This window comes from Tenacibaculum amylolyticum (assembly GCF_964511145.1).
In the GTDB taxonomy this organism is placed as follows: domain Bacteria; phylum Bacteroidota; class Bacteroidia; order Flavobacteriales; family Flavobacteriaceae; genus Polaribacter; species Polaribacter amylolyticum.
Map to the genome: position 1 here is coordinate 210,705 of NZ_CAZEFZ010000063.1, position 21,640 is coordinate 232,344.

Consider the following 21,640-nt stretch of genomic DNA (forward strand, 5'->3'; position numbering starts at 1 on the left):
CTTGTAAAACAAAACCTTCATACCTTTTAATATAGAACTTTAAGTTTAAAGTTATTTTCCTTATTAAAACAACAGTAATTCCCTGACAATGAAATAGCTTTTTCCCTTTCATATTTTATTATGAGTGAAAGTATTTTTAGTACAATCAAACTTAAATACAAAAACGAATGAGACCAGAAACGAAAGAATTAATAAGGGAATGGAAAAAACTAGTTAAAGAACAAAGAAAAAAGCCCAAAGGAGATCGTATGGATTGTGGAGTAGCTGCAAGACATATTTCTAAAAAAGAAGGAGGTAGAGGAAGGTCAGAAACACAAGTTTTGTATGCCAAACCACATCATATTGTATGTGCAGAAAAAGATATTAAAGAAGCAAAAGCTAGATATAAAAACGGATATCCAGACAGAATAGAAAAAAGCGCTATAGAAGGCGATAATCGTTATTTTATATACATTCATAGAGGGGATGGAGAAATTGACTTAGAAAACGATCCTGGAAGCTATTACGAGCAAGTATTAGATCGTAGAATAGAATTAAAACCAGGAATGTTATTATATAGCACAGAAAGCTTTTCTGATGTAAGAGAAGGAAAAGAAAAATGGATGCGTTACTACAAGTGTACAAAAGATTACTCTAGATGGGCAAGACATCATATGGTTATGTATGTAGGAGATGGAAAAGTAATGGATTTATGGTTGAATAAAAATGCCGATCCAAAACAATGGAAAGATGTATATGCGGGAACTCCAAAGTTTTTTGTAACACTAAGTGTATTAGATCCATTTCAAAGTCGTGAGTTTGGAGAAATTATTTTAAATGGAAATACATTAAAAAAAGGGAGTGCTAAAAGTAAAGTGAAACATTTAAATAAAGCATTAATTAGATTAGGATATCTTTCTAAAGAATTAGACGGTGTTTTTGATGAGGCAACAAAAGAAGCGTTAAAAGCATTTCAAGAAGATGAAAACTTAAAAGCAGATGGTGTTTACGGAGCTTGTACAGCAACGGTTATGATTAGAGCACTGTTGGCAAAAGAATCTGTTTTAGCAGAATAAGTTTTCTTACATATCATTTCTATGAAATTAGGAATCTTATGTTTAAACTAAAAAGTAATCTATACACTCTTTTTCAGAAACAAAAAACTCGCCAATTTGGCGAGTTTCTCATAATATGTTTATATCGATTAAGAAAATAAGTTGTCTATTTTCTCTTTTTCTTCAGCAGCTAAAGCAGCATCAACTAAGATACGACCACTGTGCTCATCGATAGTAATTTTCTTTCTGTTGGCAATTTCTAATTGAACTTGTGGAGGAATAGTGAAGAAAGATCCACCAGCTGCACCACGCTCAATAGAAACTACAGCCAATCCGTTTTTAACTTTATTACGAATTCTATTATAAGCAGTTAATAAATGTCTATCGATAGATTCTGAGTATTCTTGAGATTTTTCAATTAATAATTTCTCTTCTTTCTCAGTTTCTTTTAAGATCGCATCTAATTCAGATTTCTTAGCGTTTAAGTGACCTTGTTGTCTAGCTAATTTTTCTTTAGTACCTTCTACAACCTGCTTTTTCTGGGCTATTTTAGCTTTGAATTCTTTAATTCTCTTTTCAGATAATTGAATTTCTAACTCTTGATATTCAGTTTCTTTACTTAAAGAATCAAACTCACGGTTGTTACGTACGTTTTTTTGTTGTTCTTCGTACTTCTTAATTAAATTCTTAGACTCTTCTATTGCTAATTTTTTGTTACTAATATCAGTATTTAAATTATCAATATCTTGAGCTAAGTTTGCAAGTCTTGTATTTAATCCGGCAACGTCATCTTCTAAATCTTCTACTTCTAATGGTAATTCACCACGAACGCTTCTAATTTCATCAATTCTCGAATCAATTAACTGTAAATCATACAACGCTCTTAATTTCTGTTCTACCGTTACTTCTTTTTTTGCCATTGTTTATTAAATATAATGTATTGGATTCGTACTTTTTTCGCTTAAAATAATTGCAAAACTAGTGAATTTTTTTGTAAGATACTCAACTAAAAGATTTTTTGTAAACTGTTCGCTCTCATAATGACCAACATCTGCTAATAAAATCTTGTTTTCGGCCTTGTAAAATTCATGATATTTGAAATCAGCACTTACATAAGCATCAGCTCCAGCTCGTATAGCATTAGAAATAGCAAAACTTCCTGCACCACCTAATACGGCTACTTTTTTAATTGGTTTGCTTAATAATTTAGAATGACGAACACAATCTGTTTTAAAAGTACTTTTTACGAATTGTAGAAAATCATTTTCAGCAATAGCCTCTGGAAATTCACCAATCATTCCCATACCTACATTTTGATGATAATTATCTAACGTAATTACTTCGTAAGAAACTTCTTCATACGGATGATTTTTAAACAAAGCAGAAAGAACTTTTCCTTCTAAATAACTTTCAAAAATGACAGAAATACAGGTTTCTTCTTCAAATTGTAATGCTCCTTTTTCACCCACAGTTGGATTAGAATGTTCATTACCTCTAAAACTACCTTTTCCTTCAATATTAAAAGAGCAAAGATCGTAATTACCAATAGTTCCTGCCCCTGCATTGAATAGCTGTTGTCTTAAATCATTTGCATCTGCATACGGAACATAAGTCGTTAACTTCTTTATAATCCCTTTTTTAGGAATTAAGGTTTTAGTATTTTGTAATTGTAATACTTCGCACATTCTAGCAGATACACCTTTGTTAGAATTGTCTAAAGCAGTATGTGTAGCATAAATAGCAATATTGTTTTGAATCGCTTTTAATACGGTTCTTTCTACATAATTGTTGCCATTTAACTTTTTTAAACCTCCAAAAATGATAGGATGAAAACTAACAATAAGATTACAGTTATTAGCAATAGCTTCATCTACTGTTTGTTCTAAAGTGTCTAGCGTGACTAAAACGCCAGTTACTTCTGTATTGTAAGAACCAACTAACAAACCAACATTATCAAAATCTTCTGCATAGGCTAAAGGAGCCAGTTCTTCTATATAATTTGTAATATCTCTTATGATCATAGTATGCATTTGTAAAGATCAAAGTTAAGATATTTAATGTATTTTCGTTCTGATGAAATTAGTTCGTTTTTTATTATTTCCGTTCGCAATTATATACGATATAATTACGAGCATTCGTAACCTTTTTTTTGATAGAGGAATTTTAAAATCTACGTCATTTAAAATCCCAGTAATTGCTGTAGGAAATTTAAGTGTTGGGGGAACAGGAAAAACGCCTCAAATAGAATATTTAATTCGATTGTTAAAAGATGATTATAAAATAGCAGTATTGAGTAGAGGTTACAAGCGAAAAACAAAAGGATTTCAATTAGTAAATGATTCACATACTGCTGAAGATGTTGGAGACGAGCCATTACAATTCTATTCAAAATTTAAGGGTATACATGTAGCTGTTGATGTAAATAGAACAGAAGGAATACAAAAACTACAAGAATTAATACAGCCTGATATTGTGTTGTTAGACGATGCATTTCAGCATAGAAAAGTAAATGCAGGACACTATATTTTACTAACAAAATACAACGATTTGTATAGCAAAGACTTTTTGTTGCCTACAGGAAATTTAAGAGAAAGTAGGAGTGGAGCAAAACGAGCAAAAAGTATTGTAGTAACAAAATGTCCATCAGACATGTCTGATATTGAGCGAGAAAAGATAAAAAAGCAATTAAAAGTGTTGCCAGAACAACAAGTGTTTTTTACAACAATTTCTTATGATGAAGATATAAAAGGGGAAGAGAAAGCTATAAATATTACTGATTTAAAAGATGAAAAAGTAACCTTAGTAACGGGAATAGCGAATCCAACACCATTGTTATCGTATTTAGATGAAAAAGAAATCGAATATAAACATGTAAAATTCCCAGATCATCATCATTTTTCTTCGCAAGATATTTTGAAAATAGAAGCAACGCGAAAGCAATTAAATGAAGATGGAATAATCCTAACTACAGAAAAAGACTATGTGCGTTTACAAGGTAAATTAGCAAATGTGTTCTACATAGAAATCCGTACTGAGTTTATAAAAAACGAAGAAGGTTTTAATATGCAAGTAGAGGAGTTTGTTAGGAGTTTTTGAGTGAAACAATGAGTTTATATAGAAAAGTGTTTTTTTGTAAACTAAATTTTTAATGTATTCATAATAGCAAATTATGTCATCCTGAGAGATTCCTGAGTTTTATCGAAGGAGGATTGAAGGATCTGTCGGTAAGAACTAAATTCTCTTTTTAAAAGATTCTTCACTATGTTCAGAATGACAAAAGGAACATCAATGTCATCCTGAGTGAAACGAAGGATCTATTGCAAATAACGTTTTGTTAGAAAGAAATTCTTCACTTTGTTCAGAATAACAAAAGATAAAACAAAAATATAGGCAGCATAGAAAAATGTAACCCTAAGTAACTCCTGAAAAGAACCGAAAAAAATAGAAAGGAATTTTCTAATTATATAAAAAAATAAGGAAACTAAAGGTGGTTATCCTTCAAATTTCCTTAGTATTCAAAATTATAAAACAAATGTTCTTAATAAATTAATTTATTTATATTCCTTTCTGATCACTATTAGTACAATTCTCACAATAAGTGGCTCTTAAATAATCATCTTCTAATAACTGAAATGTAACTCCTTTTTTAAGAGCAGAATTGAAAAGTCTACAAAAACGCTTTTGATTCATGTTAATCGCATTCAGCATAATCATTCGATATACTTTTGTTTTTGTCAGCTCATTTTTAGTAATCGTTAAATTGAGATAGTAGAATAATAAATCTTCATCTACAGTAATTTCTTTTACCTTACTTTTTAAAATATCTATAGCGTCGTAAACAGTTCCATAGTACGTTAAAAACTGAGAAAGATTTAAGTAATCAAAATCTGATAAAGGAATTTTTTCGCAAGATTTTAATACATATGCTACAGAAGTATCTTTTCCTTTAAGGTCGTTCTTACGCATATCTTCCATAGCTTTTACAATATGAAAGTTGATAATCATTTTATCAACCAAATCTTGAGAAATTCCATATTTCTTAAGATTAAGAATTTCTCTTTTAAATTGATCTCTATCTATTTTTCTTGCTCTATTTTTCCAAACAATGAACTTTAGTACTGCTAAATTATACTTAATACGTTTGTTGTTAGGTTCTAATTTTTCTAAGGCTAACAACTCCTTTTCAACATTTAAGGTTTGTCTTAAATTAATTAAATATTTAATAATACAGTTCTTTGCTAGTAACTTTACATACTTTTTCTTTTTAGGAATTTTCATCTTTTTAAGAGGCGTAGGAGATAAATCATTACGAACTCTTTCTAAAATAGAATTTTGAATATGACTAGCTTCTGTTAATTGATCTTTTACAACAGCTTTATTAAATAGTGTTATTAATTGATCTACATGTAATTCCTTGTATTGATCTTTTTTTTCTAAGGAAAGAACCACAACTGCTTTTCTGTGGTTTCGTAAAATAGGTTCTAAACTTGCTGCATACTCATGTACAAGTTTTGCTTTTACTTTTTTCTTGGATAAAGAAATTAACTTTTTATGCCTTGTTTTCTTGATGTCGTTAAAAAACTCTACCCAATTTTCTGAAGTAGAGATTTTTGTTAAAATATCTGGCTGTTGAAATGATTGTAATGACCCTGCAATACTAGTAGCACGTTGTTTTTGTAATTCCGTATTACGTTCAATACTACCTTCTACAGAAGCGTATGCTTTAATATCTATTTTCTTAATATGATAATCTGTTAACTGTAAAGAATCATACAAAGGTTTAATATCTTCAGGTTTGTATTCAGATTTATCCTTTTCAAAAGGAATAGAAAAAGTGAGCTTTTTATACTTAGTAACAAGATTCCTTTTATTAGAAGTGATTTTCTTATTGTTGTACGTTATATCATCTAAATAGATTCCCATATCTAGTAAATCTCTAGGATATTTCTCTAAGTTATAGATGGTATAATACTTACAAAAAGCTTTGTTGTGTAAGAAAAGTAAGTTAAATTCAATATCTTTCTTTTGTAGATTAGGAGGTACTTTACCTATATATACTCTATATCGATTCCTTTTAACTCTTTTGAGTTTTCCTAAAGCTTTAATATTGTATACAGGTGGTAATAAAACACCTCTTACTTGTTTCGGTGTTACTTCTTTGTTGCAAGAATAACGTTCTTTTAAGACGATGTCTACGGCAATTCCATCACCAGGTTCTTTAAAAAGTGCGTAGTACCAGCTTTGATTGTTTACTTCAAAATAGATTTTGTTTTCTATTAATCGTACACCAAAGCTAACCTCGTTAGGTTTTTGTTTAAAAACCTTTGTAAAAGCGTTACATTTTGTTTCCCTGTCCCCATCAGGAAAATAAATACCATAGGTATGTTGCTGCGCGCTTGCTATTATAGAAATAGCAAACGAGAGTAATAAAAGTTTGTTTTTCATTTTTCCCCACCTTAGAATCAATGATCTAAGGCTTTTTTCTGTTTATAATCCCTGAATTGAAAAAATCAATTCTTATTCCCTAACGGCAAAGCTAATACAAAATTGTGTTTAATTTAAATTTTTTAGCTTTAAACGTTAGGGAATAGGTTAAAAAACAGTCAGATAGGTTATGAAATAACAACCGTTTTTATAAGATAAAGTGTAGTGTTTAGATAATTTTACACGTATTTTTTACCAAAATTATCTCTGGCTTCGGCCATGATTTGCTTTATGTCTTGGTCGTCTTCCCTTGGGCAAATCAAAATAATATCTTTTTTCTCTACAACAATATAGTCTTCGAGTCCTTGAATAATAACACGTTTTCCATTCTCTGTTCTAATCATGTTACCTTTTGCATTTCTGAAAATAGCATTAGCACCTACAACGGCATTTTCATGATCATCCTTCTTAAGTTTTCCGTATAAAGAACCCCAAGTTCCTAAATCGTTCCAACCAAAATCTACAGGTAATACATGAACATTTTCTGCACGTTCCATGATTCCAAAGTCGATAGAAATATTTTGCGATTTATCGTAGTTTTTATTGATGAAACCACGTTCATTTTCAGTATTATATTTCTCTGAATCTAGTATGTTTACCATTTCAGGTAAATACTTTTTAAAAGCTTCAATAATACTTTTCGCAGACCAAACAAAAATTCCAGCGTTCCATAAATAATCACCACTATCTAAAAACTCTTTAGCAGTTTCAAGATTTGGTTTTTCAGTAAAGTTTTTTACCTTTTTTATTTCTGCATCATTTTGTTCATACTGAATATATCCATATCCTGTATTTGGATGATCTGGTTGAATACCTAAAGTCATTAAAATATCATCTTTAGAACATGCTTCAAAAGAAGTTTGAATGTTTCTAAGGAATTCCCCTTCATCTTTAATCCAGTGATCTGATGGTGCTACTAAAATTACAGCATCTGGATTTGTGTCATATATTTTAAGTGCTGCATATAAAATACAAGGAGCTGTATTTCGCATAGCAGGTTCTAATAAAAGTTGCTTATTATTGAGTTGAGGCAATTGTTGTAACACAAGTTTCTCATAATTCTCATTCGTAGCAATTAAAATATTACTTGTAGGAACTAATTCATTAATTCGTTCGAATGTTCTTTGAATTAAAGATTGTCCAGTACCTAGCATATCATGAAATTGCTTAGGAAATTTTTGTGTGCTCACTGGCCAAAATCTAGAACCGACTCCGCCAGCCATAATTACTGCGTAATAGTTATTTTTCATAAATATGTAGGTTTATTACTCTAAAAGTAAAACTTCAACATTTTGGTTAAAAAGATAAACGCGATTGGTATTTAAATTAGTGCACTCATAGCGCGTTCTTCGCTTGTTACCGCGTTTGTATGGGATGTTTTTATAACGAAAAATACTTCCGTTAGGAATTTCAAATATAAAACTCTTTCCCGGTTCTGCCATACCACCACGCAATGCTAAAGATAATTTTGCATCTGTATCTGTACTGGCTTTCGGATTTTTAAAATAATTAGCCAAGTATGGTAACATTTCCTTAGGGTAAATATCAGGTCGTAAAAAAGGTAGCATCAAATGCTGAAATACTGTTTTCCATTCTTTTCCATGTGGTTGCACTCTACCAAATTTCTTATAGGTAACATGGTGTGCAATTTCATGAACTAACGTTAATAAAAACTGATATTTATTTAAGTTGTTGTTTACAGTAATTTGAGTTTCACCATTAGGTAAAGCTCTAAAATCACCGTGTTTTGATTGTCGTTGGCTAACTATTTTTAAATTTATTTTATGCTCCTTAATCAAGTAAATGACTAATGGAATGGCTTTTTCTGGAATATATTTTAATAATGTATTTCTCAAAGTTTTAAGATACAAAAAGGAAATTAATTAGTGAGATATTCTAATTAATGTTTTGTTGTATTTTTTAGGTTGTAAAATTATGGTGTAGAACTAGAAACTTGTAATACTTTACCATTATAAAATTTATGCCCGGTTAATGCAAAATTGTAGATATAATCTGCCATTTCATTTGCTGTTAACGGAGCTTTATAGCCAGGGAAAGCTTCTTCTAACATTTCTGTTTGTACTGCACCTAAAGCTAATACGTTAAAAGCTATTTGCTGTTCTTTGTATTCTTCTGCTAATAATTCAGATAAAGTAATTACAGCGCCTTTTGCTGAACTATATGCTGCTAAACCAGGAAATTTCATACTACCTTGTATACCTCCCATACTACTTACTGTAATAACATGACTTCCGGCTTTCATAAGTGGAAGTAAATTTTGAGTAAGTGTTGCTACAGCAAATACATTTACCTGATATACTTTTTGAAAATCTTCTGAAGTTAATTGTTGAAAAGGTTTGTTAACGAGTAAACCTGCATTATGAATTAAAATATCTACTTGCTTAAAACTTTCAGAAATAATTTTCCCTGCCTTGGCAAGATCACTTTCTTCCGTTAAGTCTATAGAAATAGCAGTAATATTTTCATTATTAACAGCTACTAAAGGTTCACTATTTCTAGATAAAGCAATTACTTTATGACCTGCTTTTGCAAATTGTTGTGCCAACTGAAAACCAATTCCTCTACTAGTTCCAGTAATGACAATATTTTTTTTCATGAATTGTGTAGTGTTTTAATTTATAAAAGATCAATGTCTAAGAAGTCTAAATAGCTTTCTCCACTAGCATCTTTATAGTCATCATAATTAACTTTCTGGATAGCATTGGTATCTAAGCCTTCAATTTCTAAAAATCTAAATAAGAATTTTAGTGTTCTAACAATTGCCCATGGTGTTGCTAATCCTAGTGTAAGTATAATAAGGAAAAAGTTGATGATTAATAGCTCAAATACATCTCCAGCTTTTACATTGAATCTAAAGTTTACCTTTTTCCCGTTTTGAGTAATTTCAGTATTATCTGCATAAAAAGCGGCTAGCTCTTTTACATACCAAAATGTATAAATTCCTAATGTTAAATAGAATAAAAAGAAGAATTTTAAATTGATCCAAAAGTAAGTTTCTCCTTTTCCTTTAAAATTAAAGGATAGATTTCCAAATCGTAAATGACTAATGATATATTGTCTTAAATCAACACTAAACCAAGCTCCATAAATACCCAGTGTAAGTATAGTTAATAAAATACCAATAATACATTTCCAGAATAATTCTATTTTATCTCCTAAGTAGGTAAAATGAATACCTTTCCAAGAACTTTTAGAACTCTTATAACGAACAGCTCCATGAATTGCAAAAGGAATTAATAGAATAATGAATAAATAAAAAACACCTAGCGCAATACTTGCTGTTACTGGATTGTTAGATAAAGAACCATAGATTAGAAAAGCATACAAAACAAAAAATACAGCATATACTTTTACATATCCTTTAAAAACTTCTGCTCCAGTAGCATGTAATTGAAAGCGATTTTTATCAAATTCTGTAGCTTGGTAATGATATGATAATATAGCAACTCTTGCCCAAGGATAATAAAGTCCAAGAGTTATAATAGTTAGCAAGAAATTTTTAAAGAAAAGAAGAGCAAATTCACTTCCTTTACCAAAATAATTAAAACGTTTTCTATCGTTTGAACGTCCATATATAGGCTCCATAGTAACTTGTTTGCGATAATACATATCAAATGTGCGATTTTATTTTCTGTTACACAACTTTTGTCTTTTTAATATGAAATTCTCTATTTTTAGAATCCTAAAACCATTATTACGATGAAAAAAATAGTATTATGCTGCCTTTTTCTAATGGCTTTTCATAGTTTCTTTGCACAAACTACTTATATATTAGCAGGGAAACTAATTGATACAAAGTCAGGAAAAATAAAAACAAAACAAACGATTGTTGTTACTAAAAATAAGATTGCAAATGTTATAGATGGCTATGTAATTCCAAGAGATGCAAAAGCTAAAGTAATTGACTTAAAAAATAAAGTTGTTATGCCTGGTTTAATAGATATGCATGTGCATATTGAAAATGAATTTGGACCAAGAACGCGCTTAGAACGTTATATTTTAGATGAAGCAGATATAGCATTTAATTCGGTTGGGTTTGCTAAAACAACACTTTTAAAAGGATTTACAACAGTAAGAGATTTGGGAGGAACTGGTGTAAACATTTCTATAAAAAAAGCAATTGATGCTAATAAGATTCCAGGTCCAAGAGTGTTTACAGCTGGAAAAGCATTGGCAACTACTGGAGGACACGCAGATCCTACCAATGGAAGTAGACGTGTAATTGTTGGAGATCCAGGACCTAAAGAAGGCGTAGTAAATAGTGTAGAAGATGCTAAAAAAGCAGTACGTCAACGATATAAAAATGGAGCAGATTGTATTAAGATTACGGCTACAGGAGGTGTGTTAAGTGTTGCAAAAAGTGGAGATAATCCACAATTTACTATTGAGGAAGTAAAAGCAATTTGCGATACAGCTAAAGATTATGGAATGCATGTTGCGGCACATGCTCATGGAGATGAAGGAATGCAGAGAGCAATTATTGGAGGTGTAAAAACCATAGAACATGGAACATATATGAGTGAAGCAACGATGGACTTAATGAAGAAAAATGATGTGTATTTAGTGCCTACTATCACTGCAGGAAAAGAAGTAGAGGAGAAGGCAAAAGTAAAAGGATATTATCCAGCAATTGTTGTTCCTAAAGCATTAGCAGTTGGACCACAAATTCAAGGGACTTTTGCAAAAGCATATAAGAGAGGTGTTGGTATTGCTTTTGGTACAGATGCAGGAGTGTTTAAACATGGTAATAATGCAAAAGAGTTTGGATATATGGTTGAAGCTGGAATGCCAGCAATGGAAACAATACAATCTGCAACAGTAACGAATGCTAAAATTTTAAAAATGGATGATGAAATTGGACAGGTTAAAAAAGGTTTTTATGCAGATATTATTGCAGTAAACGATGATCCAACGAAAAATATTGATACAATGGAAAATGTTGTTTTTGTAATGAAAAACGGAACTGTTTTTAAACAAGAATAATTGTAACAAAATTAACTTTACATAGACTTATTAGATGTAAAACTAAGTCTTATGTACGGATTAAATAAATATATGAACAGGTATTATGTAATAATGATACCTGTTTTTTTGTGGCTACTACTTACGTTATTAATCCAATCGAATTACTATTCATCTAGTATATCTGGTTTTATTGTTTTTGATTTATTAGTAACAATACCTTTTCTATATTTCTTATCAATTAGAAAGAAAGAGGTTAGTAAGATTACGGTTCTAAGTATTTTTGTAATGGGTACTGTAATTGGTAGTTATGTACTTCCTAAAAAAGACCAATTCTTTCTTGAAGTCATCAAAAGTTTTATTGTTCCAGTAATAGAAATTTGTGTGATTAGCTTTGTAGTTTATAAAGCAAGGTTACTATATAAGTCCATTCATAAAAATGAAGGTAAAGGAGATTTTTTTGATGCAATTACCGTAGCATGTCATGAAGTGTTACCAAAGTCATTGGCAACATTTTTAGCTACAGAAATAAGTGTTTTTTATTACACTTTTTTCAGCTGGAAAAACACACAATTAAAAGCAGATGAATATTCATATCATAAAGAAGGAACCTATAAAGGAATATTTCTAGGTTTTACTTTAATACTCATCATAGAAACTTTCGTATTGCATGCGTTCTTAATGAAGAGTAATGTTGTATTAGCGTGGATAACAAACTTATTAAGTATTTATACATTGTTGCAAATTATTGCCATATATAAAACGATATCTAAAAGACCTATTTATATCGATGAGAAAAATAAGAAATTGATATTGCAATTTGGAATAGTAGGAAAAGCTACTATTGCTTTAGAAAATATTAAATTGATAAAAGTTTCTACAGCAGATTTAAAAAATCCTAATATTCAATATTTTTCTTTTATAGGTAGTTTGAGTGGACATAATATAGTTTTATCCTTTAAAGAACCCGTGGATTATGAAAGTTTATATGGAAAACAAAAGAAAGCTAAGGCTTTGGCCTTTATAATAGACGATAAAATAGCGTTTCAAAAAAGGATCGAAGAATTGATAGGGGAGGCTTAAAACAGTAAAAAATTTTATTTAAAATAAAAAAGGACTACTCGTTATCCTCACAACAAATAGTCCTTAACAAACCAAATTAACTATTATAAATAATTATTATAATGAAACAAACTTTACAGCAAAGTTAATTTAGATGTATGTATTAAAGTCTAAATTTCGATGAATGGTAGTATAAGTATAGTTAAGTGAAAATATAAGATTAGTTAAATGTAATGTGTTGATAAGCACCAATATCAGGAGCAGCAGTTCTACTAACACCAAGTATGTCTAATGAAATAGGAGAAGCTTTTGCTTTATTTATTGCTGGGCTATTTGCACCAATTCTAAAATCTTCTTCAAAAGGAGTTTTGAAGTCTGGATTTTGATTGATAATATTGTTTAGATAATGTGTTGTGTCAGTAAAGTTCAATTCATTATTATTAGCAAAAGAACCATTAAAATCATCAAACTGAATTAAACAGTTTTCAATCATGTAATTAAAACTACTACCAACGGCTCTGTCTAATACAAATTCAATATTGTTATTACCGTATATAATACAATTAGTGAAATTTGCAGCTTTTAAATCTGCAGTTCCAATTATATTTTGACCTTGAGCATTTTGGAAAGTAAAAAAGTTGTTGATTAAAACAGCAGGAAGTGTTCTAAGGCTATTGCTCCAATAGTTTGCAAATGTACAATGATCAAGATTATAGGTGCCACCAACTGTTCCTGCAAAAGATACTTGGCCAGCATCTCCAATAACCAAGTTATTTCCTTCAATATTTGCTTCTCTACCTAAGATTCCAAAACTAGATTGGTTGTAAATCTCAGAATTTTGAATTTTTAATGTTGGAGTAGTATCAGACCCAATACTATCTACTAAAACACCAACAACACCGTTCTTTATAATAGAATGATTTATTTCATTATCTCTACTACCAGCACGCATCCATATAGTTCCCCACTGTCCTGGAACATTATCAAAACCTTGTTCTAATCTATCTCCTTCAAAACTTACCTTTTCATCTAAAGTTCCATTTACTTTTAATGTTGCTTCTCTATCAATAATTAATCCAGAATTACTATGGAAATGGAGTTTAGCACCAGCTTCTATAGTAAGTGTTTTGTTAGCAGGAACTGCAGCATAACCATAAATAACATAAGGTTTGTCTTTAGTGAAAGTAAGTTCACTATCTTCTAAAAATCGTCCTTGAGTAGTAGTGCTCTGACCGTCTAAAGATAAGTTGTCAATTTCTAATGTGATGGGATCTCGTCCAGGAAAGATAAATGTGGCATCTTGAACAAGTGTAACTAGATCAACATCTTGTTGATTGGTACCATTATCAAATAAAATTTTATCAGTGTATAGAGGATCTGGAACTTGGTTAAAATCAATGGTAGTTTCTATAAACACAAAAATGCTGTCTTGTGCTAAAATTTCAACATCTTGAAAAGTTTTCCCAGGTATTCCATCAACATTTAAACGATAATTCGATGTAGGACCATTTTCTAGACGAATTTCAGGAATACTAATTGCTTGATCACTTCTATTATAAACTTTTAAATTATAAGTAGAAGAACCTATATTGGTGAAAATAGTGTCTAAGAACACTGTGTCTTTAGAAAACTCTAGTCTTCCGAAGCTACTAACAGTACTGAAATCTTTTCTACATGAGCTTATTGCAATAATTATGATTATGATTAAAACAGACTGTAAGTACTTCATTATATATGGGGGTTAGGGTTATTTTTTTATAATTTCAATTTCGAATAATTTGCTCCAGTTTTTACCAGTTACAAATAAACGGTTGTTTTCTATATCAAAAGCAATTCCATTTAACACATCTTCTCCTTCAACTAATTTTTGCGTTTTTTCAACTTCTTCAACAACATTTCTTAAGTCAATAATTCCTTCTACAACACCATTATCAGGGTTTATAATAGCTATTAACGGTTTTTGCCAGTAATTCGCATAAATTTTTCCATTAATATATTCTAATTCGTTTAATTTCTCTAAGGAAACATTGTCTGTATATACTTGAATGCTTCTTTTTTCTTGTTGATTTTCTGGGTTTAAGAACCAAATTTTACTAGTTCCATCAGACTTTATCAGTTCTTTTTCGGAATGCGTTAATCCCCAACCTTCGATACTTCTATTATAAGAAAACTCTTTTATAAGCTTAAAAGTATTTAAATCAAAAATGAAACCTTTTCCAGCTTGCCAAGTAAGCCAAAATAATTTATCACCAACAATTGTCATTCCTTCTCCAAAATACTTGTCACTTAAATCATATTGCTGTAATACCTCACCAGTTTTAAGATCTATTTTACGTAATCTAGATCTACCTTTTTTTCCTGTTGTTTCATATAAGAAACCATTATAATATTCTAGTCCTTGCACAAAAGACGTTTGATCGTGTGGATAAGTATTAATTATTTTTGCAGTATATACTTCAGGCTTTACATTAGAGTACACTTCAATAGAGTTGTTAACTTTCTTTACTTTATTAGGAATAAACGCTAAAACAGAAACTTGATGTTTACCAATACCTATTTCTGAAGTATTTATAGTGGCCTTGTTATCTTTTAACTCAAATTGCTTTGTACCAACATAAAGTTTTACACTATCAGGTTTCGCTCCGCTTAATTGTTCTAATTCTATTGTTACGGTTTCACCTAACTTTAATTTCTTTGCCTTTGTATTTTTAATAGTTCTTAATTTGAAACGATAATTAGTTTCACTACAACTACTTACTGTTAAAAGAAGTAAAAAAAGGGATGGGACGTATTTAAAAAATCTCATATTACTTTGGTTGGATATCTTTTCTTGAATTTCAATACAAATAAAGCAATTTATTTGTTTGGAATTTAAAAAAAAGGGTTAAATTTGCACCCTCAAATAGCCATTGCAGGTTTTTGATTTTTCTGAAGGCGTTTAAAACTTTACCAATTTTAAACAAATTCAAATTAAATTAAAAGTTTTTTAAAATGAAAAAAGGTATACACCCAGAAAATTATAGAATGGTAGCGTTTAAAGATATGTCTAACGGAGATGTATTTTTAACAAGATCTACAGCAGCAACAAAAGAAACTTTAGATGTAGATGGTGTAGAGTATCCATTAGTAAAATTAGAAATTTCTAGAACTTCTCACCCTTTCTATACAGGTAAGTCTAAGTTAGTAGATACTGCTGGACGTATTGACAAGTTCAAAAATAAATATGCTAAATTCAAAAAGTAATTTTAGCGTACTAGAAAATATTGAAAGCTCTAACTCTGTTAGAGCTTTTTTTGTACAATAAATCTTGTATTTTTAACACAGAAAACTAAACAAAAATTCTATTAAAATGAGAGATACCATTTTAACAATTGTAATTGTTATAAATGTATTGTGTGGTGTATTGGTGTATTTTATGCCAGATACAGGAAACTATATTTTATTAAGTATAGCATCTGCATTTACATTATTAGCAGTTTATGACGCTTTTATTCAAAAGAAGCACTCTTTAATGAGAGCATTTCCTATTGTAGCGAGATTGCGTTGGCTTTTTGAAGAAGAGCGAGAAAAGATTCAACAATATTTTATAGAAGATGATTTAAATGGTACTCCTATTAATAGAGAAAAGAGAAGTATTGTATATCAAAGAGCAAAAAAAGAAATAGAGACTGTACCTTTTGGTACACAACACAATGTTTATGAAAAAGGATATGAATTTGTAAAACATTCATTATTTCCTACAGATCATCATCATGTAGAGGGAGAAACTGTAGTTTTTGGTTCAGATAAGTGTACGCAGAAGTATACCTCTTCAATCATTAATATTTCAGCAATGTCTTTTGGTTCATTGAGCAAGAATGCAATTATGGCATTAAATCAAGGAGCTAAAATGGGAAGTTTTGCTCATAATACTGGAGAAGGAGGGATTTCACCTTATCATTTACAAGGAGGAGATTTAATCTTTCAAGTTGGGACAGGATATTTTGGAGCAGGAACTACGGTAGACGGAAAACGTGTTTTTAATGAAGAAGTTTTTAAAGAGAATGCAGTTCGCTCCGAAGTAAAAATGATTGAAATAAAACTTTCACAAGGAGCAAAACCGGGGCATGGAGGTATTTTACCAGCCAAAAAAAACACAAAAGAAATCGCAGAAATACGATCTGTAGAACCATTTACAAGAGTAGATTCGCCACCGGGGCATTCAGCATTTTCTAATTTTAAAGAGATGGTAGTCTTTTTGCAAAAAGTAAGAGATTTGAGTAATGGAAAGCCAGTTGGAATCAAATTTTGTGTTGGTAATAATGAAGAAATTGAAGCAATGATTAAAACCTTTGCTAAAGAAAATAATTATCCAGATTTTATAGCTGTAGATGGAGGAGAAGGAGGAACAGGATCGGCTCCATTAGAGTTTTCTAATTATGTAGGAACACCATTATTAGAAGGACTTTCATTTGTTTATAAAATGTTGGTGAAATATAAATTAAAAGATCAAATAAAAATTATAGCTAGTGGTAAAGCCATCGATGCTTTTGATATTGTGAAATTAAAAGCAATGGGAGCAGATACTATTGGAATGGCACGTAGTTTTATGTTAAGTTTGGGATGTATACAAGCTAGAGAATGTAATTTAGATACGTGTCCAGTTGGTGTTGCTACTCAAGATGAAGATTTGGTAGAGGCCTTGGTAGTAACAGACAAAAATGTACGCGTAAAGAACTATCATGATAAAACAATTATGGCGGTAAAAGAAGTTGTCTCAGCAATGGGAAAAAACTCTATAGCCGAAGTGGAAGCAAAAGATATCTTCAGAAGGAATAAAGATGGAGAGATTGTTTCGTTTGATAAAGTTTACTTTTAAAATTTATGGATAAAATTAAAAAATACCTCGCTGCTATTACGGCAGAAAAAGCATTATCGTTTTTACTTTTTTTAGTAGTTGGAATAATTCCTTTAGTTATTCATACATACTTACGAAAAAGAGATGTTCATTCATTAGATTTTAAAGCATATCCAATTCCAAGAGGTGAATTTGATTTTTTTCATTATTACAAAGGAATTCTTTTAGTAATTATTACATTTTTCATTTTAGCCGTATTATTAAATAAAGGAAAACGTACTAAGTATAAACTTCATGTATTCTTATTAATTCTCTCTTTCTTCATTTTATTATCTTCTATATTTTCTGAATTTAGGGCATACACATTAATTGGAGGAGCAGATTCTTACCAAGGAGTTTTAGTCTGGTTGTCTTATATGATCATTTGTTTCGGAGCCTCACAGCTTACTTCTTTAAAATATGTGAAAATAGTTGTTTATGGAGTTATTTTTTCAGCTGTTTTTCTAAGTGTAATAGGGGTGTTAGAGTATTTTAGTATAGATTTTCATAAAAATTACTTAGCTTTTTTTCTAGAAACAAATGGAAATCTTAATTATATAAATGAAGTTAGTATAAACTCTATAAGTTATAATACGAATTATTATGCAATGCTTTTGTATGTGTCATTAATTATAATATCAGTAATGTATCTTTCTATTGTCAATAGAAAAATTAAAACTGTTTTGTTATTAAGTTACTTAATTGTTTTTTTTAATTTGACAGGAACAAGAACATTAGCAGGAGATATAATTTTTACATTAATGTCTTTGTTGTTGCTTATTATATTTTGGAAAAAAAACAAAAATGTAATAAAAGATTATTTAATATTGTTAGGAAGTAGCTTTATAATATTTCTTTTTGTATATAATTCAGTTGGAGCAGCTAATAGTGTGGAGGATGATTATGCAAGATTTAAAATGTCTATAGCTAATTCATCATTAGAAGAAATTAAAGTTAAAAGAGATGTATTAGAAATAAAGCCTTTTAAATTAAATCCTTTGTTTGTAAAGGTATTAGATGATAAAAATATTAAGTTTAGTAACACACCTGATTTTAACGGTCAATTGCAGATTATGAAGAAAGGTGATACTATAATGATGAAAGATGAAGGTTTTGAGCATTATAAACTATTGTTTAAAAAAAGAAAGAAATATAATGTGATGATACTGAGATATAATAATGAATTTAACTATGAAGTTTTAATAATGGATAAAACTTTTAAGACGATAAATCCTTATACAAAAAAGATAGTAGATATTATTACACCAGAAAAAACCTCTTTTTTGAATAAACAAAATGGTATAATAAGTGGTAGAGGGATTGTATGGTCTTTAGGAATCCCATTACTAAAAGATAGATTTTTTTTAGGAAGCGGAGCGGATACTTTTCCATTGACTTTTCCAAATCATGATTATGTAAGTAAGTTAAAAGTGTATGGTAAAAAAGGTCAAGTTCCTTATATAGCTGCTTCTCACTCTTTATACTTACAAATTGGGGTTGAGTTTGGGGTGATTGCGATGTTTACTTTTATAATAATGATTATCTGGTATTTAATAAGCTCTTTTAAATTACTTTTAAAAGTACCATTAAATAATTGGATACATTATTTGAGCTTAGGATGCTTCTTAGCTGTATTAGGATTTAGTATAATGGGAGTAATTAGTTCAGGAATGTTAAGTGCTATTCCTACTTTTTGGGTTTTATTAGGATTAGGATTGGCTGTTAATGGCTATATAAAAAAGAATGAATTAAAAGTAGGACCTGAAGATCTAAAACAATAGTTTTAATTGGAAAGAAATATAAAGTTTAATACGACTGAGTTTACCTTAGAAAGATACCCAAAAACAAAAGATAAATCCTTACGAGCATGGAGTAATGCTGAACTTTTGGTTTTAGAGCATGTCAAAGATTATAAAAATAGAGAGTTTCATTTATATAATGATCGTTTTGGTGTTTGGAATTCTACATTACACAATAGAAAACAAACTACTATATGGACTTACGCAAGTCAACAAAAAGCAATTAAGCAAAATTTATCAATAAACAAGCTTTCTACAGAAGTTTCTTATAAAACTCCTTTAGATACTTTGAACAAAGTAGACGTAGCTTTAATGAAGATTCCAAAATCATTAGAGCTATTTGAGTTGTTTTTATATCAAATTCAGCAAGCAGCAAATGAAAAAACAGAAGTGATATGTGGTTTTATGACTAAGTATTTTAGTACCACATACCTTAAAATTGCTGCACATTATTTTGAGGTTATTGAACAGACTAAAGCATGGAAAAAGGCACGCTTACTTATTTTAAAATCGCCAAAATCATTTGAAAAGAAAGAACTGATAAATAAAATTTTATGGAAAGAAGAAGTGCTTAAACAGTATTATGGAGTATTTTCTTCTGAACGTATAGATATAGGAACACAATTTTTGTTATCAAACTTAGAGGTAAGAAAGAATGAAAAAAAGATCTTGGATGTAGCTGCGGGTAATGGAGTTATAGCTTATACAGCGTTACAGCGAAATAAGATGGTAAATGTAACTTTAGTAGATGATTTTAATTTGGCAATTGAATCGTCTAAATTGAATTTACCAAAAGAAAAATCTCAATTTATATGTACTGATATAATGGATGGAATAGAAAATGATTCCTACGATTTAATAGTTTCTAATCCTCCATTTCATTTTGAATATGAGAATAATATAGAGGTTAGCTTGAATTTATTTAATAAAATAGCTAATTCGTTAAAAGAGAATGGGCGTTTTGTAATGGTAGCTAATAAACATTTGAATTACAAAACTCACTTAGATTTGTTGTTTACAGCTGTTACTGTACTAGCAACTAATTCTAAATTTATTATTTATGAATGCATAAAACAATAAAAAACGGATTTATGTAATAGTATTGTTTTGGGTGTTTTTTTTGATATTTTTCAATATTGTTGATTGTTTGTTGAAAAGTGTTTAATTTTTATGTTTTTTGATTAGAAATAAAATTTTATATTTATCTCGTTGAATTACATACTTTAAATAGTATATATCTTATTAATCCCTAAACAATATCCCTTATGACATTACATTCTAATGTAAAAACAGTCGAGAAGGAGCAAATTAAGTTCCTTACATTCCCAAAAAATGAAATTTTAGAGAAAAGAAAAGATCAAGCAAATCGATCTTTAGAATTACAAAGAGCACTTGCACTAGGAAATTTAGAACGTCAGAAAGTTAAAATTACTTTTGTAGACGATGATGGCTATAAGCGAGTTGAAACAACTGTTTGGGGTGTTACTGATAAATCGGTAATACTAAAACAAGCAACATTAATTCCTTTACAACGAATTGTATGCGTGGCATAAATTAATAACATAATTTAATAAATTATTAAACTCTCTAAATATCAATAGTATTTAGAGAGTTTTTTTATAAACATAAAGTAAGTCTTTCTAAATAGAAAAGATTTGTTATTTCATTAGTCCTTTATTTATAAGTATAAGGAAGCCCCCAATAATATAGAAGAAGAGTTTAGGTTGAAATTAAAACCACTAGTGAATGATTCTGAACTACTATCTGCTCTTCCTTTATGATTTCTGTAGTTATAACCTAGTTGTCCAATGTTAGCATCTAATGCAATATTTTTACTTACGAAGAAACTAATTCCTGGTCGTATGTTTATAGCATAATTATGAGCGAAGCCAGTATTAATAACCGTAGGGGTGTTGCTATTAATAGATTTTGAATCTGAATAGGTATAACTTAATTCACTATGTAAAGAAAAAGCTAGTCTTTTTGTAATTGGTATATATTTTGTTACAAAAGGAGCAAATGAATAGTTATTTATAGTAGTTTCAGAATTAAAATTTGTATTTGATGACTTTCCTTTGAAATACCCATAACCTAAGCTTAAACCTAAAGATAAATTATCAGAAATAAAGTATTCGGTACTTGGAAATAAATTGAATATAGAGTTAGTGTTTTTTAAATTCGGAGTGTTTTCAAAGGTAGTTTTATCATGGCTTGTGGAAATTTGGCCAGATACACCCCAAGTTCCTTTTTCAATAATTAGTTTTTCTTCTTTTTCTTGCCCCCATGTCATTGTGCTTGCTAATAGAATAGCAGATAATAATAGTTTTTTCATTATTTATTATAATTTAAATTTGATTTAAAAGGCGCAAGAAATATACCGAAGAACTACAATTTTACTCAGA

Annotated in this window: 19 protein-coding genes; 9 read left to right on the forward strand and 10 right to left on the reverse strand. The window is 29.7% G+C overall.

What is annotated here, in order from left to right; genetic code table 11:
* The first annotated feature begins 167 nt into the window (after nt 1-167).
* On the forward strand, nt 168-1,055 hold the full coding sequence (locus tag ACKTTC_RS14100; protein WP_408040482.1) for a peptidoglycan-binding domain-containing protein: 888 nt from the start codon (nt 168-170) through the stop codon (nt 1,053-1,055).
* A gap of 128 nt (nt 1,056-1,183) precedes the next feature.
* On the opposite strand, the gene ACKTTC_RS14105 is transcribed toward ACKTTC_RS14100, so the two are convergent.
* Nucleotides 1,184-1,954 (reverse strand): zinc ribbon domain-containing protein, encoded by a 771-nt coding sequence (locus ACKTTC_RS14105; protein WP_408040483.1) that lies wholly within the window; start codon nt 1,952-1,954, stop codon nt 1,184-1,186.
* 6 nt (nt 1,955-1,960) lie between these two features.
* Complete coding sequence (locus ACKTTC_RS14110) at nt 1,961-3,055, reverse strand: Nif3-like dinuclear metal center hexameric protein (RefSeq protein WP_408040484.1); 1,095 nt, start codon at nt 3,053-3,055, stop codon at nt 1,961-1,963.
* 52 nt (nt 3,056-3,107) lie between these two features.
* Between ACKTTC_RS14110 and lpxK the strand changes: the two genes are divergently transcribed.
* Nucleotides 3,108-4,130, forward strand: a complete 1,023-nt coding sequence (lpxK, locus tag ACKTTC_RS14115; RefSeq protein ID WP_408040485.1) for a tetraacyldisaccharide 4'-kinase — start codon at nt 3,108-3,110, stop codon at nt 4,128-4,130.
* Nucleotides 4,131-4,589: 459 nt separating this feature from the next.
* Here lpxK and ACKTTC_RS14120 read toward each other — a convergent pair whose 3' ends face one another.
* From ACKTTC_RS14120 to ACKTTC_RS14140, 5 genes are all read right to left on the reverse strand, one after another.
* A complete protein-coding gene (locus tag ACKTTC_RS14120) occupies nt 4,590-6,479 on the reverse strand; it encodes a hypothetical protein (protein WP_408040486.1) in 1,890 nt (629 codons plus the stop codon).
* 218 nt (nt 6,480-6,697) lie between these two features.
* Nucleotides 6,698-7,768 carry a mannose-1-phosphate guanylyltransferase gene (locus ACKTTC_RS14125; RefSeq protein WP_408040487.1) on the reverse strand — a complete coding sequence of 357 codons (1,071 nt, stop codon included), beginning with the start codon at nt 7,766-7,768 and terminating at the stop codon, nt 6,698-6,700.
* A 15-nt stretch (nt 7,769-7,783) separates the two neighbouring features.
* A complete protein-coding gene (locus tag ACKTTC_RS14130) occupies nt 7,784-8,374 on the reverse strand; it encodes a SprT-like domain-containing protein (protein WP_408040488.1) in 591 nt (196 codons plus the stop codon).
* Nucleotides 8,375-8,451: 77 nt separating this feature from the next.
* Nucleotides 8,452-9,135, reverse strand: a complete 684-nt coding sequence (locus ACKTTC_RS14135) for an SDR family NAD(P)-dependent oxidoreductase (protein ID WP_408040489.1) — start codon at nt 9,133-9,135, stop codon at nt 8,452-8,454.
* 20 nt (nt 9,136-9,155) lie between these two features.
* Nucleotides 9,156-10,148 carry a YjgN family protein gene (locus ACKTTC_RS14140; RefSeq protein WP_408040490.1) on the reverse strand — a complete coding sequence of 331 codons (993 nt, stop codon included), beginning with the start codon at nt 10,146-10,148 and terminating at the stop codon, nt 9,156-9,158.
* Nucleotides 10,149-10,238: 90 nt separating this feature from the next.
* Between ACKTTC_RS14140 and ACKTTC_RS14145 the strand changes: the two genes are divergently transcribed.
* Both ACKTTC_RS14145 and ACKTTC_RS14150 read left to right on the forward strand, forming a co-directional pair.
* Nucleotides 10,239-11,522, forward strand: coding sequence for a metal-dependent hydrolase family protein (locus tag ACKTTC_RS14145; RefSeq protein WP_408040491.1), 1,284 nt, complete (start codon nt 10,239-10,241; stop codon nt 11,520-11,522).
* A gap of 51 nt (nt 11,523-11,573) precedes the next feature.
* Nucleotides 11,574-12,584: a hypothetical protein gene (locus ACKTTC_RS14150; protein ID WP_408040492.1), complete on the forward strand. Its 1,011-nt coding sequence runs from the start codon at nt 11,574-11,576 to the stop codon at nt 12,582-12,584.
* 199 nt (nt 12,585-12,783) lie between these two features.
* On the opposite strand, the gene ACKTTC_RS14155 is transcribed toward ACKTTC_RS14150, so the two are convergent.
* On the reverse strand, nt 12,784-14,292 hold the full coding sequence (locus ACKTTC_RS14155) for a choice-of-anchor Q domain-containing protein (RefSeq protein WP_408040493.1): 1,509 nt from the start codon (nt 14,290-14,292) through the stop codon (nt 12,784-12,786).
* 18 nt (nt 14,293-14,310) lie between these two features.
* Nucleotides 14,311-15,369 (reverse strand): glutaminyl-peptide cyclotransferase, encoded by a 1,059-nt coding sequence (locus ACKTTC_RS14160; RefSeq protein ID WP_408040494.1) that lies wholly within the window; start codon nt 15,367-15,369, stop codon nt 14,311-14,313.
* Nucleotides 15,370-15,554: 185 nt separating this feature from the next.
* Between ACKTTC_RS14160 and ACKTTC_RS14165 the strand changes: the two genes are divergently transcribed.
* The 5 genes from ACKTTC_RS14165 to ACKTTC_RS14185 all read left to right on the forward strand — a co-directional run bounded on the left by ACKTTC_RS14165 (nt 15,555) and on the right by ACKTTC_RS14185 (nt 20,791).
* Complete coding sequence (locus ACKTTC_RS14165) at nt 15,555-15,806, forward strand: type B 50S ribosomal protein L31 (protein ID WP_408040495.1); 252 nt, start codon at nt 15,555-15,557, stop codon at nt 15,804-15,806.
* 106 nt (nt 15,807-15,912) lie between these two features.
* Nucleotides 15,913-17,421: an FMN-binding glutamate synthase family protein gene (locus ACKTTC_RS14170; RefSeq protein ID WP_408040496.1), complete on the forward strand. Its 1,509-nt coding sequence runs from the start codon at nt 15,913-15,915 to the stop codon at nt 17,419-17,421.
* 5 nt (nt 17,422-17,426) lie between these two features.
* Entirely contained in the window at nt 17,427-19,220 is a 1,794-nt protein-coding gene (locus ACKTTC_RS14175) for an O-antigen ligase family protein (protein ID WP_408040497.1), read from the forward strand.
* Nucleotides 19,221-19,226: 6 nt separating this feature from the next.
* The gene (locus ACKTTC_RS14180) at nt 19,227-20,318 is read left to right on the forward strand and encodes a class I SAM-dependent methyltransferase (RefSeq protein ID WP_408040498.1); all 1,092 of its coding nucleotides are present in this window, start codon (nt 19,227-19,229) and stop codon (nt 20,316-20,318) included.
* Nucleotides 20,319-20,503: 185 nt separating this feature from the next.
* Entirely contained in the window at nt 20,504-20,791 is a 288-nt protein-coding gene (locus tag ACKTTC_RS14185) for a hypothetical protein (protein WP_408040499.1), read from the forward strand.
* Nucleotides 20,792-20,916: 125 nt separating this feature from the next.
* Here ACKTTC_RS14185 and ACKTTC_RS14190 read toward each other — a convergent pair whose 3' ends face one another.
* Nucleotides 20,917-21,570: an autotransporter outer membrane beta-barrel domain-containing protein gene (locus ACKTTC_RS14190; protein WP_408040500.1), complete on the reverse strand. Its 654-nt coding sequence runs from the start codon at nt 21,568-21,570 to the stop codon at nt 20,917-20,919.
* Nucleotides 21,571-21,640: the final 70 nt, after the last annotated feature.

Bases quoted from the DNA above. Each gene is read 5' to 3' on its own strand.
- ACKTTC_RS14100 (WP_408040482.1), top strand. From the start codon at position 168: ATGAGACCAGAAACGAAAGAATTAATAAGGGAATGGAAAAAACTAGTT.
- ACKTTC_RS14105 (WP_408040483.1), bottom strand. From the start codon at position 1,954: ATGGCAAAAAAAGAAGTAACGGTAGAACAGAAATTAAGAGCGTTGTAT.
- ACKTTC_RS14110 (WP_408040484.1), bottom strand. From the start codon at position 3,055: ATGATCATAAGAGATATTACAAATTATATAGAAGAACTGGCTCCTTTA.
- lpxK (WP_408040485.1), top strand. From the start codon at position 3,108: ATGAAATTAGTTCGTTTTTTATTATTTCCGTTCGCAATTATATACGAT.
- ACKTTC_RS14120 (WP_408040486.1), bottom strand. From the start codon at position 6,479: ATGAAAAACAAACTTTTATTACTCTCGTTTGCTATTTCTATAATAGCA.
- ACKTTC_RS14125 (WP_408040487.1), bottom strand. From the start codon at position 7,768: ATGAAAAATAACTATTACGCAGTAATTATGGCTGGCGGAGTCGGTTCT.
- ACKTTC_RS14135 (WP_408040489.1), bottom strand. From the start codon at position 9,135: ATGAAAAAAAATATTGTCATTACTGGAACTAGTAGAGGAATTGGTTTT.
- ACKTTC_RS14140 (WP_408040490.1), bottom strand. From the start codon at position 10,148: ATGTATTATCGCAAACAAGTTACTATGGAGCCTATATATGGACGTTCA.
- ACKTTC_RS14145 (WP_408040491.1), top strand. From the start codon at position 10,239: ATGAAAAAAATAGTATTATGCTGCCTTTTTCTAATGGCTTTTCATAGT.
- ACKTTC_RS14150 (WP_408040492.1), top strand. From the start codon at position 11,574: ATGTACGGATTAAATAAATATATGAACAGGTATTATGTAATAATGATA.
- ACKTTC_RS14155 (WP_408040493.1), bottom strand. From the start codon at position 14,292: ATGAAGTACTTACAGTCTGTTTTAATCATAATCATAATTATTGCAATA.
- ACKTTC_RS14160 (WP_408040494.1), bottom strand. From the start codon at position 15,369: ATGAGATTTTTTAAATACGTCCCATCCCTTTTTTTACTTCTTTTAACA.
- ACKTTC_RS14165 (WP_408040495.1), top strand. From the start codon at position 15,555: ATGAAAAAAGGTATACACCCAGAAAATTATAGAATGGTAGCGTTTAAA.
- ACKTTC_RS14170 (WP_408040496.1), top strand. From the start codon at position 15,913: ATGAGAGATACCATTTTAACAATTGTAATTGTTATAAATGTATTGTGT.
- ACKTTC_RS14175 (WP_408040497.1), top strand. From the start codon at position 17,427: ATGGATAAAATTAAAAAATACCTCGCTGCTATTACGGCAGAAAAAGCA.
- ACKTTC_RS14185 (WP_408040499.1), top strand. From the start codon at position 20,504: ATGACATTACATTCTAATGTAAAAACAGTCGAGAAGGAGCAAATTAAG.
- ACKTTC_RS14190 (WP_408040500.1), bottom strand. From the start codon at position 21,570: ATGAAAAAACTATTATTATCTGCTATTCTATTAGCAAGCACAATGACA.